Source organism: Citrobacter sp. BDA59-3 (genome assembly GCF_015167655.1).
GTDB lineage: Bacteria > Pseudomonadota > Gammaproteobacteria > Enterobacterales > Enterobacteriaceae > Phytobacter > Phytobacter diazotrophicus.
This window is the reverse complement of sequence record NZ_CP063427.1, coordinates 2,992,438-3,005,914: the sequence shown is the minus strand read 5'-3', so window position 1 is coordinate 3,005,914 and position 13,477 is coordinate 2,992,438. Positions and strand designations below refer to the sequence as shown.

At 51.5% G+C, this 13,477-nt stretch carries 14 protein-coding genes; 9 read left to right on the top strand and 5 right to left on the bottom strand.

What is annotated here, in order from left to right; translation table 11 throughout:
• Both mdtN and IP582_RS14085 read right to left on the bottom strand, forming a co-directional pair.
• Window positions 1-1,029 carry a multidrug transporter subunit MdtN gene (gene mdtN, locus IP582_RS14090; protein ID WP_193793563.1) on the bottom strand — a complete coding sequence of 343 codons (1,029 nt, stop codon included), beginning with the start codon at window positions 1,027-1,029 and terminating at the stop codon, window positions 1-3.
• Between the two features lie 6 nt (window positions 1,030-1,035).
• A complete protein-coding gene (locus tag IP582_RS14085) occupies window positions 1,036-1,308 on the bottom strand; it encodes a YtcA family lipoprotein (RefSeq protein WP_193793562.1) in 273 nt (90 codons plus the stop codon).
• A gap of 256 nt (window positions 1,309-1,564) precedes the next feature.
• Here IP582_RS14085 and IP582_RS14080 point away from each other — a divergent pair, with 256 nt between their 5' ends.
• The 8 genes from IP582_RS14080 (at window position 1,565) to IP582_RS14045 (ending at window position 8,307) form a co-directional block, all read left to right on the top strand.
• Window positions 1,565-2,485 carry an alpha/beta hydrolase gene (locus IP582_RS14080; RefSeq protein ID WP_228007896.1) on the top strand — a complete coding sequence of 307 codons (921 nt, stop codon included), beginning with the start codon at window positions 1,565-1,567 and terminating at the stop codon, window positions 2,483-2,485.
• 42 nt (window positions 2,486-2,527) lie between these two features.
• Window positions 2,528-2,737: a DUF6434 domain-containing protein gene (locus IP582_RS14075; RefSeq protein WP_193793560.1), complete on the top strand. Its 210-nt coding sequence runs from the start codon at window positions 2,528-2,530 to the stop codon at window positions 2,735-2,737.
• A gap of 76 nt (window positions 2,738-2,813) precedes the next feature.
• Window positions 2,814-3,551, top strand: coding sequence for an ankyrin repeat domain-containing protein (locus IP582_RS14070; protein WP_193793559.1), 738 nt, complete (start codon window positions 2,814-2,816; stop codon window positions 3,549-3,551).
• 197 nt (window positions 3,552-3,748) lie between these two features.
• Window positions 3,749-3,958 carry a DUF6434 domain-containing protein gene (locus tag IP582_RS14065; RefSeq protein ID WP_108701167.1) on the top strand — a complete coding sequence of 70 codons (210 nt, stop codon included), beginning with the start codon at window positions 3,749-3,751 and terminating at the stop codon, window positions 3,956-3,958.
• Between the two features lie 212 nt (window positions 3,959-4,170).
• The gene (locus IP582_RS14060) at window positions 4,171-4,908 is read left to right on the top strand and encodes an ankyrin repeat domain-containing protein (protein WP_193793558.1); all 738 of its coding nucleotides are present in this window, start codon (window positions 4,171-4,173) and stop codon (window positions 4,906-4,908) included.
• A gap of 667 nt (window positions 4,909-5,575) precedes the next feature.
• On the top strand, window positions 5,576-6,595 hold the full coding sequence (locus IP582_RS14055; protein WP_193793557.1) for an iron-containing redox enzyme family protein: 1,020 nt from the start codon (window positions 5,576-5,578) through the stop codon (window positions 6,593-6,595).
• Window positions 6,596-6,655: 60 nt separating this feature from the next.
• Window positions 6,656-7,579 carry a DMT family transporter gene (locus IP582_RS14050; RefSeq protein ID WP_193793556.1) on the top strand — a complete coding sequence of 308 codons (924 nt, stop codon included), beginning with the start codon at window positions 6,656-6,658 and terminating at the stop codon, window positions 7,577-7,579.
• Window positions 7,580-7,770: 191 nt separating this feature from the next.
• A complete protein-coding gene (locus tag IP582_RS14045) occupies window positions 7,771-8,307 on the top strand; it encodes a GNAT family N-acetyltransferase (protein ID WP_193793555.1) in 537 nt (178 codons plus the stop codon).
• Between the two features lie 158 nt (window positions 8,308-8,465).
• Here the strand turns inward: IP582_RS14045 and galK are convergent, their stop codons facing one another.
• The 3 genes from galK to IP582_RS14030 form a co-directional block, all read right to left on the bottom strand.
• On the bottom strand, window positions 8,466-9,614 hold the full coding sequence (gene galK, locus IP582_RS14040; protein ID WP_193793554.1) for a galactokinase: 1,149 nt from the start codon (window positions 9,612-9,614) through the stop codon (window positions 8,466-8,468).
• A 2-nt stretch (window positions 9,615-9,616) separates the two neighbouring features.
• Window positions 9,617-10,663, bottom strand: coding sequence for a galactose-1-phosphate uridylyltransferase (gene galT / locus IP582_RS14035; protein WP_193793553.1), 1,047 nt, complete (start codon window positions 10,661-10,663; stop codon window positions 9,617-9,619).
• Between the two features lie 64 nt (window positions 10,664-10,727).
• A complete protein-coding gene (locus IP582_RS14030; protein ID WP_193793552.1) occupies window positions 10,728-11,837 on the bottom strand; it encodes an ABC transporter ATP-binding protein in 1,110 nt (369 codons plus the stop codon).
• A gap of 353 nt (window positions 11,838-12,190) precedes the next feature.
• Here IP582_RS14030 and IP582_RS14025 point away from each other — a divergent pair, with 353 nt between their 5' ends.
• Window positions 12,191-13,426, top strand: a complete 1,236-nt coding sequence (locus IP582_RS14025) for an extracellular solute-binding protein (protein ID WP_039078787.1) — start codon at window positions 12,191-12,193, stop codon at window positions 13,424-13,426.
• Window positions 13,427-13,477 lie beyond the last annotated feature (51 nt).

Genomic DNA, 13,477 nt, shown 5'->3' with positions numbered 1-13,477 from the left:
TTATTGCGGCTGGAGAACGGCGCTGGCGGAAGCGCCCATGCGAAACAGGCTCGGGTCGGGATCTTTGACGGCGATTTTTACCGGGAAGCGCTGGGAGACATGGACCCAGTTGATGCTCTTCTGAATGACCGGCAGGCCTTCAATGACGCTGCCGCCGTCGGGCAGAACGCCGGTGCCGACCGAGTCGACTACGCCCTCGAAGGTGCGGCCATGGTTGGTCATTACGGTGATTCTGGCCGGAACGCCGGGTCGCACACTCTGCAAGTCGGTTTCGCGGAAGTTCGCCACCACGTACCAGTGGTCGTCATCCAGCAGGGTAAAGACCGGCTTAAGGGCCGAGGCGTACTGGCCGATCGTCGTCTTCAGCGCCACCACCACGCCGTTAAACGGCGCGCGCACTTCGGTAAATTCGAGATGCAGCTCGGCCAGCGCAATTTGCGCGAGGATCCCCGCGCGCTGCGCCACCATGGCATCGATGCCGGTCACCGCGGCGTAAGCCTGTTTCGCCTGCAGCAGGGTGGCCTCCAGTTCGGCGCGCGCCGCTTTTTCGGCCGTTCGCGCCTGATCCAGATCTTCTTGCGAGGCAAACCCCTGCGGTACCAGTGGCTCAAGGCGTATACGTGAAGAGGTGGTCTGCTTAACCAGCGCTTTAGCGCGTTCAACGGCGGCGCTGACCGACTGCGCGTTGTACTCCTGCGCTTTGATCGTGCGCTGGGTCAGCATAATCTGCGCATCAAGCGTGGTCAGCCGCGCTTTGGCATCATCAAGCATCGCCTGGTAGGGACGCGGGTCGATACGGAACAGAAGATCGCCTTTTTTCACCCGCTGATTGTCGCGAATCGGCATCTCGACGATCCGCCCGCTCACTTCCGGCACCACGTCGATGGTGTCGGCATACACGTAGGCATCGTTGGTTTCCGGAGAGGTTTGTAGCTGCCAGATAACCAGAATCAGCGCCACGATCGCGGCGAGAACGAGCGCCAGCAGGGGCCATTTTTTGCGGATAACGCTTGAGCGGGATTGGGTCATAGGGATCTAGTTTACGAAGAGCAGGAACCACAGAATCGTGGCGAACAGGAACATCAGCGCCAGATAGCTGAAGACCAGAGGAGAAAATCGCGACTGCCATCCTTGACGCACAATCAGGATATGGCAGGGAATAAGTAACAGCGCGGCGCCTAATAAGCAGAAAAACCAGCCGGGAAATGCTGCGCCTAAAACCGGAATCGCCGGGGATAATGAGCAGCCGGAGAGCGTAAATAGCGAAAATAAGAGCGCAGGGCACGCCAGCTTAACAATGCGATTCAAGACGAAATACCTGAGTGCTCGGATTAAGGTGAAATAAGTTTAATCTCCTTGATTGTGAAAGAAAAGAAACTCATCAGGTATCTCAAACAGAACGTCTCTTTTCCTCTGGTTACATTGTTTTGTGATCATCTTGCATCACCACGAATATAAAAGTAAAACTATATGGATTGTCTGCATTTTAATTCCTGTAATCAAAGGATTACAAAAAATGCCGTTGGTGTTTTTTACACCCTAACTCTATATGGCCCACCTGGTTATGCATAACACCATATATGAAACATTGCTGGAAGCACCCGGCCCGCAAGGCTCTCTCAAAGGCACCTTGCTTAGCCCCTGTGCGAAGCCAGAACAGGTCATTCTGATTATTCCCGGTTCTGGGCCGACTGACCGCGATGGTAATAATCCGCTTGGGGTTAATGCGTCAACGTATCGGCTTCTGGCGGAAAATCTGGCATTGAAAGGTATCGCAACGTTGCGGGTGGATAAGCGTGGAATGTTTGCCAGTTCAGCGGCGGTAACGGACGCCAATGCCGTGACAATCAGTGATTATGTAGAAGACGTACGTTCCTGGATAACGGTATTGCAACAGCATCTGGAAACTCCCTGTATCTGGCTTCTCGGGCACAGTGAGGGGGGAGTCGTGGCACTGGCGGCGGCGCAGGAACCTGATGTCTATGGTTTAATGCTGGTCGCAACACCTTCGCGCCCGCTGGGGGATGTATTAAGAGAACAGCTTAAAGCCAATCCGGAAAATGCAATTCTGCTGGACGATGCGTTTTTTGTTATTAACGAACTGGAGCAGGGTAGACATGTTAATGTTCAGAACAGGCATCCTGCTGTGCAACATTTATTTTATCCGGCGGTGCTGGGATTTCTTATAGACATTTTTTCCTTTAATCCAGTTCATTTGATCGCGCGTATTACTAAACCCGTACTGGTATTACAGGGGCAACGCGATCTCCAGGTAACGGAATATGATGCCCGACAGTTTAAGGCAGCCAACCCGAAAGCAACCCTTGTTCTTTTACCGGATGTAAACCATGTTCTTAAAGCGGTGAACTCTGATGACAGGGAAGAGAATAATGCGGCTTATACAAACGCATCGCTTCCCCTGGCGGCCGGAGTGGTTGAGGCCATTGTGCAGTTTCTGACGCAGAACGGTAACCCCAAAAGCTAAGCTGCCACTCTTTAATTAATAGACAATCCGGGAGTTGGGACGTTGAAAATTGACTGGCATAGCGCATTGCTCACCCGCTCCACAGCCATAGATAAACACTACAAAAACACGCAAAACGTTCGTCGTTTCATGATGGAACAGTGCGGGGAAAACTTCCGTTTCGATCGTGATTTCATGGCCTGGATCCGCAATGATATCCCCAAAAATCTGGGCGATGTGGTCGATGAGTGGAAATGCAGACAAGGTTTATAAAAGAAGATTTTTTATTCGCCTCAAGCAGACAGACTGGAGAATTGTCAGGTCTGTTATGAGCATAGTAGGGGTTAGCATGAAAAAACGTGTATCCGTAATTATGCTTTCTTTTCTGTGTGTGCTGTTATCGGCGTGCAATGATATGAAAAAGATAGAACCGGAAAAATATTTTACGGGTTCGCAACTGGTTTTGGCTAAGGCTATCCAGGCGGCAGATCGTGACTCTGTTATCCGTCTGTCAAAAACAACCGATCTGAATACACCGGGAAACGAGCATTTTACCCTGCTGCTTTTTGCTCTGAATGAGGTTATGTATAACGGCAATCCTCAAAAAAGGTTAGATATTGTCACGGAACTTGTACGCGCAGGTGCGGATCCCCAACAAGCACAACCGAATGCACGCGGCACACCGGCTCAAATGATGGCAATGGGTGATAAAGATATATGGCTTAAAGCGCTTCTCGACGGCGGACTTGATCCTAATTCCCGGGATAAATTACTCAATGTTCCTCTTATCTTTTCAGCGCTAAGTGCAAAAAATACAGCCACGCTTGCGCTTTTGATTGAACGGGGAGCCGATATAAATACGCGGGATACCCTGGGTGAGACGCCACTTGTTGACGCTTTTTTCCGCACTGATTTTGATAAGGTCTATTTCTTACTCGAGCATGGTGCGAACCCTAATCCAGTAAATAAGCAAGGCCGTTCTTTCAGTCAGATGCTGGACAGGAACCTTCAACAGGTTAAGCAAGGTACTGAGTACTATGATCATGTAGTGAAATTAAAAGAAAAAATAGACAGCATGTCTCAATGATCTGTTGGCAAGGGGTGATACTCGATTGCCCGCACCATAATTCGGCGCAGCCATCGATTGCGATAATCCGGTGTCACATCTCCGCTTCCCCTGGCGGCCGGGGTGGTTGAGGCCATTGCGCAGTTTCTGACGCATAATGGTAACCCAAAAGCTAAGCTGCCACTCTTTAATTAATAGACAATCCGGGAGTTAGGACGTTGAAAATTGACTGGCATAGCGCATTGCTCACCCGTTCCACAGCCATAGATAAACACTACAAAAACACGCAAAACGTTCGTCGTTTCATGATGGAACAGTGCGGGGAAAACTTCCGTTTCGACCGTGATTTCATGGCCTGGATCCGCAATGATATCCCCAAAAATCTGGGCGATGTGGTCGATGAGTGGAAACGCAGACAAGGTTTATAGAAGTAAATTTTTTAATCGCCTCAAACAGACAGACTGGAGAATTGTCAGGTCTGTTATGAGCATGTATGGAGGGAGGGGGCGAAGACTCAGCGCCTCCCATGTCGACCAATTTCCCAATAAAACTTATAGGACGATAGCTGAATCAGTTAATTCTATTGCCGTTTGTCAGTGTGCCGATATCCTGTGAACATGACCATGGAGTAGGGGTTAGCATGAAAAAACGTGTATCCGTAATTATGCTTTCTTTTCTGTGTGTGCTGTTATCGGCGTGCAATGATATGAAAAAGATAGAACCGGAAAAATATTTTACGGGTTCGCAACTGGTTTTGGCTAAAGCCATCCAGGCTGCAGATCGTGAGGCCATTCTCCATCTGGCGAAAAATACTGATCTTAATAGCCCGGGAGCCGAGGAGCTGACACTTTTATTTTTCGCAATGAATGAGTCTTTTTACAATAATAACCCTCCTGAGCGATTGCAGATCATAACGGATTTGGTTCGCGCGGGAGCAGATCCTCTACAGCCGCAAATGAATATGCCGGGTAGTCCTGCTGAAATTACCGCAAAAGCTGACAAGGACATCTGGCTGAAGGCGATGCTCGATGGTGGGCTGGATCCTAACGCCAGGGATAAGGTGTATCATGAGGCCCTTATTTTTTCGGCAATTAAATCAACAAGTAATTCACCTCTGGCGCTGCTAATCAAGCGGGGAGCCGATATCAATACACGAGACTCCTTAGGCCAAACGCCACTTGTCGAGGCTTTTTTTAGATCCGAATTTGAGAAGGTTTTTTTTCTGCTGGACAATGGTGCTGATCCCAACCCGGTGAATAAGCAGGGTCGCTCCTTCAGGCAGATGGTCGATTTTGAACTTCAGAGGGTTAAGAAAGGCGGTGAGTATTACGATAATTTATTGAGATTAAAAGAAAAGCTTAACAGTATGCCTCAATGATGTATTGGAAAGCGTGTTAAGAGGCTATACAAGGCTCTGGAACTTAAAGGACAGAGCCTGCGCCACATGAACTCAGACTGTGTCCGGGAAATGCCAGTTAAGGGATAATGCGCGCGGCTCTGAATTGTCTGAACAAATTGAAGAACATGGTTCGTTTCAGGTGATAGAACAGTCACTTTCGCAGATGACAGAAATTTGCTGATGGCCGCTAAACCTGGCTTCTGCTTCATTCTGTACCGCAGGGATTTTATATCCGCTTTGGCGCGAAGTGGCCAGCATAAAGGGACGTGCTGGAAATCATCTGTCTATTTAGCATAGTCGTTCTTTTACGATCAGAATTGAATAACGTAGTACTGACATTGTTATTTTGCCATTAATAACAATCAAAATTTGGCTCATCAAATTGGGAAACTTCCTTTGAACTTTACGCGGTTATTTTATTCTGCCTTTAGCGATAAATTACAATCATCATAAAACAATGGCGCTGCCACCTGGTGACAACAATATTATTATTTGCTGAATTTTTCATGAAAAACAATACCAGGTAAGCGGCAACCTAAAAGGCTTTTATTGTTAAAATATATGCTTTTTTAATGTGATCTTAGTCACAAAAATCATTTTGCTGATAACCGCAAAATTAGTGCGCCTAATAACAAAGGAAATCAGCATGTTTAATATCCGTAGGATCGAACCGGCTTTTAAAGAAGATATGTATGGTTTCACGCAGAGCCTGCTCAGCTATATCAATGGTGAAACGAATAAAACACCAGATAGCGAAAAACTGCGTGACATAACGCACCGGGCCTATCATCAGGGCGCAGTTGCGGACCAGAAAATTGCCCAGCATGCCCTTTTTATTATTTACCAGAGTGTTCTGGCTCACCCGCTCTCCGCCCCTGCATCCCGGCAGTACGACCCGGCGTTGCTGGAAATTAAAAAAATCATCGAGAATGAATGGCTGGAACATGAGTTCGGGCAACTTTCTCTACCCGCAGAGGTGAATTCAGCCCCGCGTTATGGTGATTTTTTAAAAACGGTGTGGCATGCACATAATGCTTCGCATCATCCCCTTTTTGAGTTTCTGGAAAAGGATGCTTCAACGGAGCAACTCTATTATTTCTTCAAAAGCGACAGCGCACTTAATCTGATTTTCTTTGATCTGGTTGCCTATACGCTGATTGGCTCCCAGCCGGAAACCCGCGGTACTATCAGTGAAAACCTGTGGGATGAAATAGGGCATGGTGACAATGTGTTTACGCACGTCAATCTCTATAAAGATGTGCTGGCGCGGCAGGATATAAAACTGCCAGAAAACCATTATATCGACATGTACGGGGCAGAAGCACTGGCCGGACACAATGCCTTCATGATCGGTTCTGTTAACCGCAGCCACTATTACAAACTGCTTGGGGTAATGGCTATGACGGAGGTGCTGGATCCGCCCCAGTATGAAAAACTGGTAAATGGATGTCTGCGTCTGGGTCTTATCGATCGTGATGTGAAATATTATACGGAACATATCACCATTGATATCAAACACGGGGATGACTGGCTTTATAACGTCATTGATGTGATTGCCGGGAAGTACCCTGAGACCCGCCGGGAGTTCTATCTCGGCAGTTTACTGAGGCTGCGGACCGCGGAGCGCTATTACGATCAACTGATGCAGAAATTGATGCAACTCTGATGATGATATCGGCCCGGAGGGATCTCCGGGTTTTTAATTATGCTGAACAGGAGTGGATGTGTGGCTTACTTACTGCTGGCGCTGGCCGCTATTTTCTGGGGTGGAAACTATGTTGTGGGGCATATACTGGTTCAGTACGTTGACCCCTACGGACTGAGTCTGATCCGCTGGGGAGGGACAACCCTGCTGATGCTTTCGTTTTACTGGAAGCGATTCTGCGTCGATTTCGCCTCGTTGCGAAAGCATATTCGCATAAACATTCTCCTCTCTTTCCTGGGGCAGGTCTGTTTCCCGCTCAGTTTATACATAGGCCTTCAGTACACAACCTCCCTTAACGCAGCTATCTACATTTCCAGCACACCCTGCCTCGTTCTGCTTATTAACCATTTTCTTTTCCGCGAATACATATCAGCGCGCAATATTGCGGGTGTCGTGGCCAGTACGGCGGGGGTGCTGTACCTCGCATTTTCCAGTGCCAGCGGTAACGGGCGGATGCAGGCTTTTGGCCTGGGGGATGTACTGACCATTATTTCCGCGTTGAGCTGGGCGTTTTACTGCGCATTTCTGCGTTTTAAAGACACCACGGTAACAAATACATCCTTTGTCGCTTTCAGTTCCCTGTTGGGGACTTTAATACTCGTACCGATGTTTATTCTCCATGCCGCGTTTGCAGAGGCGTATCGGGGCGTTATTTATAGTGTGTCACCCTCTGTTATCATCGGTATCCTTTATCTGATTATCTTCCCGTCATGGCTGTCATATGTGTTCTGGAATAAAGGCGTATCGCTGATTGGTACTACCCGAAGTGAGATTTACACCCATCTTATCCCTGTCTCCGGCGGTATTATGGGCGTCGTATTTCTGGGCAATGAACTACACACCTACCACATCGTCACACTGGTTCTGATTGTCTCCGGTATCGTCTGCTGTTCGTCCCGACATTCCGTCAATAACCGCCCCGAACAGCAGAGTGAGCGCTCATAAGATTGCAGCGCCACCGATACGCCGGGTACGTACTGGCACGAAGCAGACAGGCCGAAGCGCGGTCTGGTCTGCTATGAGCGAATTGCGAACATATCCAGCCCCGCATCAATGCGATAACGTCAAAACAAAAGTGTGCTTAAATCAGAGATCCCTAAGTCAGAGTACTTGTAATGACATCTCAGGAGTCTAATGTGCACGTTGAAACATCCCGCTTATCTCTTCGTCCTGTCCTGGCATCAGATGTCGCCGATCTGTTCAGGATTTATGGTGATCCGGCGACGAACACATTTAACCCCGCCGGGCCATACCCGGACATTGATTATGCAAAAGCGGTGCTCATTCGCTGGCTCGACCATTGGCACACTCACGGGTTCGGAAACTGGGCAATATCACTGCGCGATCGTCCTGAAACAATCATTGGTTTTGGCGGGCTGAGCATTCGAAGTTACGACGATATTATGATTAATAACCTTGGCTACCGATTTTCAACTGACGCATGGGGAAAGGGGCTGGCCACAGAATTTGCAACCTATGCGCTGAGATATGGATTTGAAAATATCGCGTTTACCGAGATTTTCGCTGTCGTAAGACAAAACCATCTGGCGTCGCGCAAGGTGCTTGAGAAAGCAGGGTTACGCTATATCAAAGACATTTATGATGTTAACGATGCGCCGCCAAGCCTTCTGTTTTCACTCACCGTGGATGAATGGCTGAGTCATTCAAAATAGTCTGGATTAACGCCTGCTCTGAGTGTGACGCGGGGCCGACGCCCTCTGAGAAATGCCTTCCGGGAATATTTCCCGAAAGGCTGCAAAGATGATGATTGCATATCTCCCTGAATACGCTTGTACGTCTAAAAAGATACGAATCCTTTCGCTGCGCTTTTTTAAGCCAGTCCCGCGCCCGCCAAAGGCTTACAGACATAGACGGTTTCTTTAATGCCGGTTTTAGCTTCGTACTGTGCCGCAACGGCCTCTTTCACCGCAGGCACCAGCGCTTCCGGCACCAGCGCGACCACGCAGCCGCCAAATCCGCCGCCGGTCATGCGCACGCCGCCTTTATCGCCGATGGTGTTTTTCACGATCTCCACCAGAGTGTCGATGTGCGGTACGGTGATTTCGAAATCATCACGCATGGAGGCATGGGATTCCGCCATCAGAACGCCCATACGCTGCAGGTCGCCTTTTTCCAGCGCGCTGGCGGCTTCCACGGTACGCGCATTTTCGGTCAGCACATGGCGGACGCGGCGGGCAACCACCGGATCCAGTTCGTGCGCGACGGCGTTGAACTGATCGATATTCACGTCACGCAGCGCTTTTTGCTGGAAGAAACGCGCGCCGGTTTCGCACTGCTCGCGACGGGTGTTGTACTCGCTGCCCACCAGGGTGCGTTTGAAGTTACTGTTAATGATGACGATGGAGACGCCCTCCGGCATGGAGACCGCCCTGCTGCCCAGCGAGCGGCAGTCGATCAGCAGCGCGCTGCCTTTTTTACCCAGCGCCGAGATAAGCTGGTCCATAATGCCGCAGTTACAGCCGACAAACTGGTTTTCCGCTTCCTGGCCGTTCAGGGCGATTTGCGTGCCGTCCAGCGGCAGGTGGTACAACTGCTGGAACACGGTGCCGACCGCCACTTCCAGCGAGGCGGACGAGCTCAGGCCCGCGCCCTGCGGCACGTTACCGCTGATCACCAGATCCGCGCCGCCAAAGCTGTTGTCACGCTTTTGCAGATGTTTCACCACGCCACGCACATAGTCTGACCACTGCTGTGAAGGGTGGGTCACAATGGGGGCGTCGAGTGAGAATTCATCCTGCTGGTCGTCGTAATCGGCGGCGATAACGCGCACGGTACGATCCTGACGCGGTGAACAACTGATCACGGTCTGGTAATCGATGGCACAGGGCAGCACAAACCCGTCGTTATAATCGGTATGTTCGCCGATCAGGTTTACGCGCCCCGGCGCCTGGATGGTATGGGTGGCAGGGTAGCCAAATTTTTCAGCAAACAGGGACTGTGTTTTTTCTTTCAGACTCATGGTTAAACTCCGGATTCGCGGAAATGAATATCGCTGACCGCGCGCAGACGTTCGGCCGCCTGTTCTGCCGTCAGGTCACGCTGCGTCTCAGCCAGCATTTCATAACCGACCATAAACTTACGTACCGTGGCGGAGCGTAATAACGGCGGGTAAAAATGCGCATGCAACTGCCAGTGGCTCTGATCCTGTTGGGTGAAGGGGGCCCCGTGCCAGCCCATCGAGTAGGGGAAGGAGCACTGAAACAGGTTATCGTAGCGGCTGGTCAGTTGCTTAAGGGCCAGCGCCAGGTCGCCACGCTGCGCGTCGGTTAAGTCGGTGATCCGCCGGATATGCGCTTTGGGTAACAGCAGCGTTTCAAACGGCCAGGCCGCCCAGTAGGGCACCACGGCCAGCCAGTGTTCGGTCTCAACGACGGTGCGGCTGCCGTCCTGGCGCTCGCGTTCAGCGTAATCCACCAGCATGGGGGAGCCGTACTGGCGGAAATAGGCGTTCTGCAGACGGTCTTCGCGTTCGGCTTCATTGGGCAGAAAGCTGTTGGCCCACACCTGGCCATGCGGGTGCGGGTTCGAGCAGCCCATGGCCGCGCCTTTGTTCTCAAAAACCTGAACCCACGGGTAAGTGCGGCCCAGATCGGCGGTCTGTTCCTGCCAGGTTTTCACCACCGCTTCCAGCGCGCTCAGGCTCAGTTCCGGCAGCGTTTTGCTGTGATCCGGCGAGAAGCAGATAACGCGGCTGGTGCCGCGCGCGCTCTGGCTGCGCATCAGCGGATCGCTGCTTTGCGGCGCATCCGGCGTGTCGGTCATCAGTGCCGCAAAGTCATTGGTGAAGACATAGGTGCCGGGGTAATCGGGGTTTTTATCGCCGGTGACGCGCGTGTTCCCCGGGCACAAAAAACAGTCGGGATCGTGGGCCGGCAGGGTCTGTTTCGCCGGGGTTTCCTGAGCCCCCTGCCAGGGGCGTTTGGCGCGGTGCGGCGACACCAGAACCCATTGAGCGGTCAGCGGGTTGTAACGGCGATGCGGATGATCGACCGGATTAAATTGCATCATGATTTACCTTGTTTAAAAGCCCCTCCGAAGAGGGGTAACCGGCTGTGCGGACGTTGCCGTGTGTTTATTCATGGTTTGGCAGGGCAATATCTTTGCTGACACGCAGTCCGTCATTGTCAAAAATCATGCAGTGCTGGCTGTCAAACGCGAGTGTGATTTTTTGCCATGGGCGGAAGTGTACATCGCCGGGGAGGAGGATTTTAATGTTGTCGTGACCATAGCACTGGCCGAAGAGATAGGTATTGTTGCCAAGTCGCTCCACCACTTCGCACTGGAACTCCAGTTGCGTGCCGCGCGTGACATCCGTAGAAAGATGTTCCGGGCGGATCCCCAGCGTGACTTCCGCGCCAGGTTCAAGACGCGACGTAGTGATTGCCAGCGTTAATGTGTGCCCCTGGGCGAGCGTTACCGTCAACTCGCCAGGTTGCCACGCTTGTACTGTCGAAGGCAGGAAATTCATTTTCGGCGAGCCGATAAACCCGGCGACAAAGCGGTTTTTCGGATTGTAATAGAGCTCCATTGGCGAGCCCATCTGCTCAATATTGCCGTAATTCATCACCACGATTTTATCGGCCAGCGTCATCGCTTCTACCTGATCGTGGGTGACATATACCATGGTGGTTTTCAGCTCCTGGTGCAGGCGCGCGATATGCAGACGCATCTCGACGCGCAGCTCGGCATCGAGGTTGGAGAGCGGTTCATCAAACATAAACACGCGTGGGTTGCGCACAATCGCGCGACCAATCGCCACGCGCTGGCGTTGACCGCCGGAGAGCTGTTTCGGTTTTCTGTCCAGCAGATGGCTGAGTTGTAAGGTTGTGGCGACCATCTCCACCTGACGGCGAATTTCCTCCTTCGGGACTTTATTGACCTTCAGGCCGTAACCCATGTTTTCCGCCACGGTCATATGTGGATAGAGCGCGTAAGACTGGAACACCATCGACACGCCGCGATGGGCGGGGGCGACATCGTTCATCACCTCGTCGCCAATCAGGACTTCCCCTTCGCTGACCTCTTCCAGGCCAGCAATCATGCGCAGCATGGTCGATTTCCCGCAGCCGGAAGGGCCGACAAACACGGCAAACTCACCGTCTTCAATCGACAGATTCACATTGTTCAGCGTCACCGTGTCGCCAAAGCGCTTGGTGACATTCCTCAGTCGTATATTGGACATCAACGTTCCCCGAAATTAGTAGCCGTTATGTGCAGCGATAAGCGCGTTGTCGGATGCTTTTGTTTTACGTATAACAATCAGGCGACAGGCTTGCTCTACCGCGAAAATTCATGCTCAGACTATAACTTCCAGTGTTTTAGCGCCCTATATCGAATTTCCATTTCTGTTGTGTCTGTCACACAACTGACAGTTAATTCTCGTTTTGTTAGCCACTCAAGCGTAACGTATAACAAATCCAATTGAGCGCATGAATACGTTTTAACCCCAGTGATATCAGGTGATTTTAACGTTGCCTCATCGGATGTCGCACCATGAAAACCACTAAAATGTTATACCTTGACATGAGGGTGATAATGAAAAAGAGAACACTTACCGCACTGATCCTCTCTGCACTGGCTGCCGGCCAGCTTATTAGCCTGTCGGCGCATGCGGCAACAAAGCAGCTTAACGTCTGGGAAGACATTAAAAAGTCCGTTGGTATCCAGGACGCCGTCAAAGACTTTGAGCAAAAGTACGACGTTAAAGTGAATGTTCAGGAGATGCCCTACGCGCAGCAACTGGAAAAATTACGCCTGGATGGCCCGGCAGGCATCGGGCCGGATGTGCTGGTCATCCCCAATGATCAGTTGGGTGGCGCGGTTGTGCAAGGGCTGCTGGCCCCCCTGAATCTGGACAAAGAAAAGGTTGACGCCTTTACCCCGGCTTCCATCAACGCCTTCCGTCTGGACAACACCCTGTACGGCGTGCCGAAAGCGGTCGAAACGCTGGTGCTGATTTACAACAAAGACCTGATCGACAAACCGCTGCAAAGCCTGCCGGAGTGGCTCGACTACTCGAAGAAACAGCGTGAGCAGAACAAATACGGTCTGTTGGCCAAGTTTGACCAAATCTATTACAGCTGGGGCGCTATCGGTCCGATGGGCGGTTACCTGTTCGGGAAAAACGACAAGGGCGGCTTCAACCCGAAAGATATCGGCCTGAATAAACCCGGCGCGGTGGAAGCGGTCACCTTCCTGAAAAAATTCTACAGCGAGGGGGTCTTCCCGTCGGGGATCCTCGGTGATAACGGGCTGAACGCCATTGATTCACTGTTTACCGAGAAAAAGGCCGCGGCGGTGATTAACGGCCCGTGGGCTTTCCAGCCGTATGAGGCCGCTGGCGTTAACTACGGCGTGGTGCCGCTGCCAAATCTGCCGGATGGCAAACCCATGAGCTCCTTCCTGGGCGTGAAAGGCTATGTGGTCTCCACCTGGAGCAAAGATAAGCAACTGGCGCAGCAATTTCTCGAATTTATCAACCAGCCGCAGTACGTGAAAACGCGCTATATCGCTACCCGCGAGATCCCGGCGCAGAAAGCGATGATTGACGATCCGATGATCAAAAACGACGAGAAAGCCAGTGCGGTCGCGGTGCAGGCCGCGCGTGCAACGGCCATGCCGGGCATCCCGGAGATGGGTGAAGTCTGGGGGCCGGCAAACGCGGCGCTGGAGCTGAGCCTGACCGGCAAGCAGGAGCCGCAGGCCGCCCTCGATGCCGCCACCAAACAGATCCATATGCAAGTTGAAGCCATGCAGGCCAGTAACCAGTAACCGCTTGTTGTAGCAGAACGGGAGGGCAACCTCCCGTTGTCAAAAAGGAGT

Excerpts from the sequence above, each read along its gene's own strand:
- mdtN (WP_193793563.1), bottom strand. The coding sequence starts at position 1,029 with ATGACCCAATCCCGCTCAAGCGTTATCCGCAAAAAATGGCCCCTGCTG.
- IP582_RS14080 (WP_228007896.1), top strand. The coding sequence starts at position 1,565 with ATGCATAACACCATATATGAAACATTGCTGGAAGCACCCGGCCCGCAA.
- IP582_RS14070 (WP_193793559.1), top strand. The coding sequence starts at position 2,814 with ATGAAAAAACGTGTATCCGTAATTATGCTTTCTTTTCTGTGTGTGCTG.
- IP582_RS14060 (WP_193793558.1), top strand. The coding sequence starts at position 4,171 with ATGAAAAAACGTGTATCCGTAATTATGCTTTCTTTTCTGTGTGTGCTG.
- IP582_RS14055 (WP_193793557.1), top strand. The coding sequence starts at position 5,576 with ATGTTTAATATCCGTAGGATCGAACCGGCTTTTAAAGAAGATATGTAT.
- galK (WP_193793554.1), bottom strand. The coding sequence starts at position 9,614 with ATGAGTCTGAAAGAAAAAACACAGTCCCTGTTTGCTGAAAAATTTGGC.
- galT (WP_193793553.1), bottom strand. The coding sequence starts at position 10,663 with ATGATGCAATTTAATCCGGTCGATCATCCGCATCGCCGTTACAACCCG.
- IP582_RS14030 (WP_193793552.1), bottom strand. The coding sequence starts at position 11,837 with ATGTCCAATATACGACTGAGGAATGTCACCAAGCGCTTTGGCGACACG.
- IP582_RS14025 (WP_039078787.1), top strand. The coding sequence starts at position 12,191 with ATGAAAAAGAGAACACTTACCGCACTGATCCTCTCTGCACTGGCTGCC.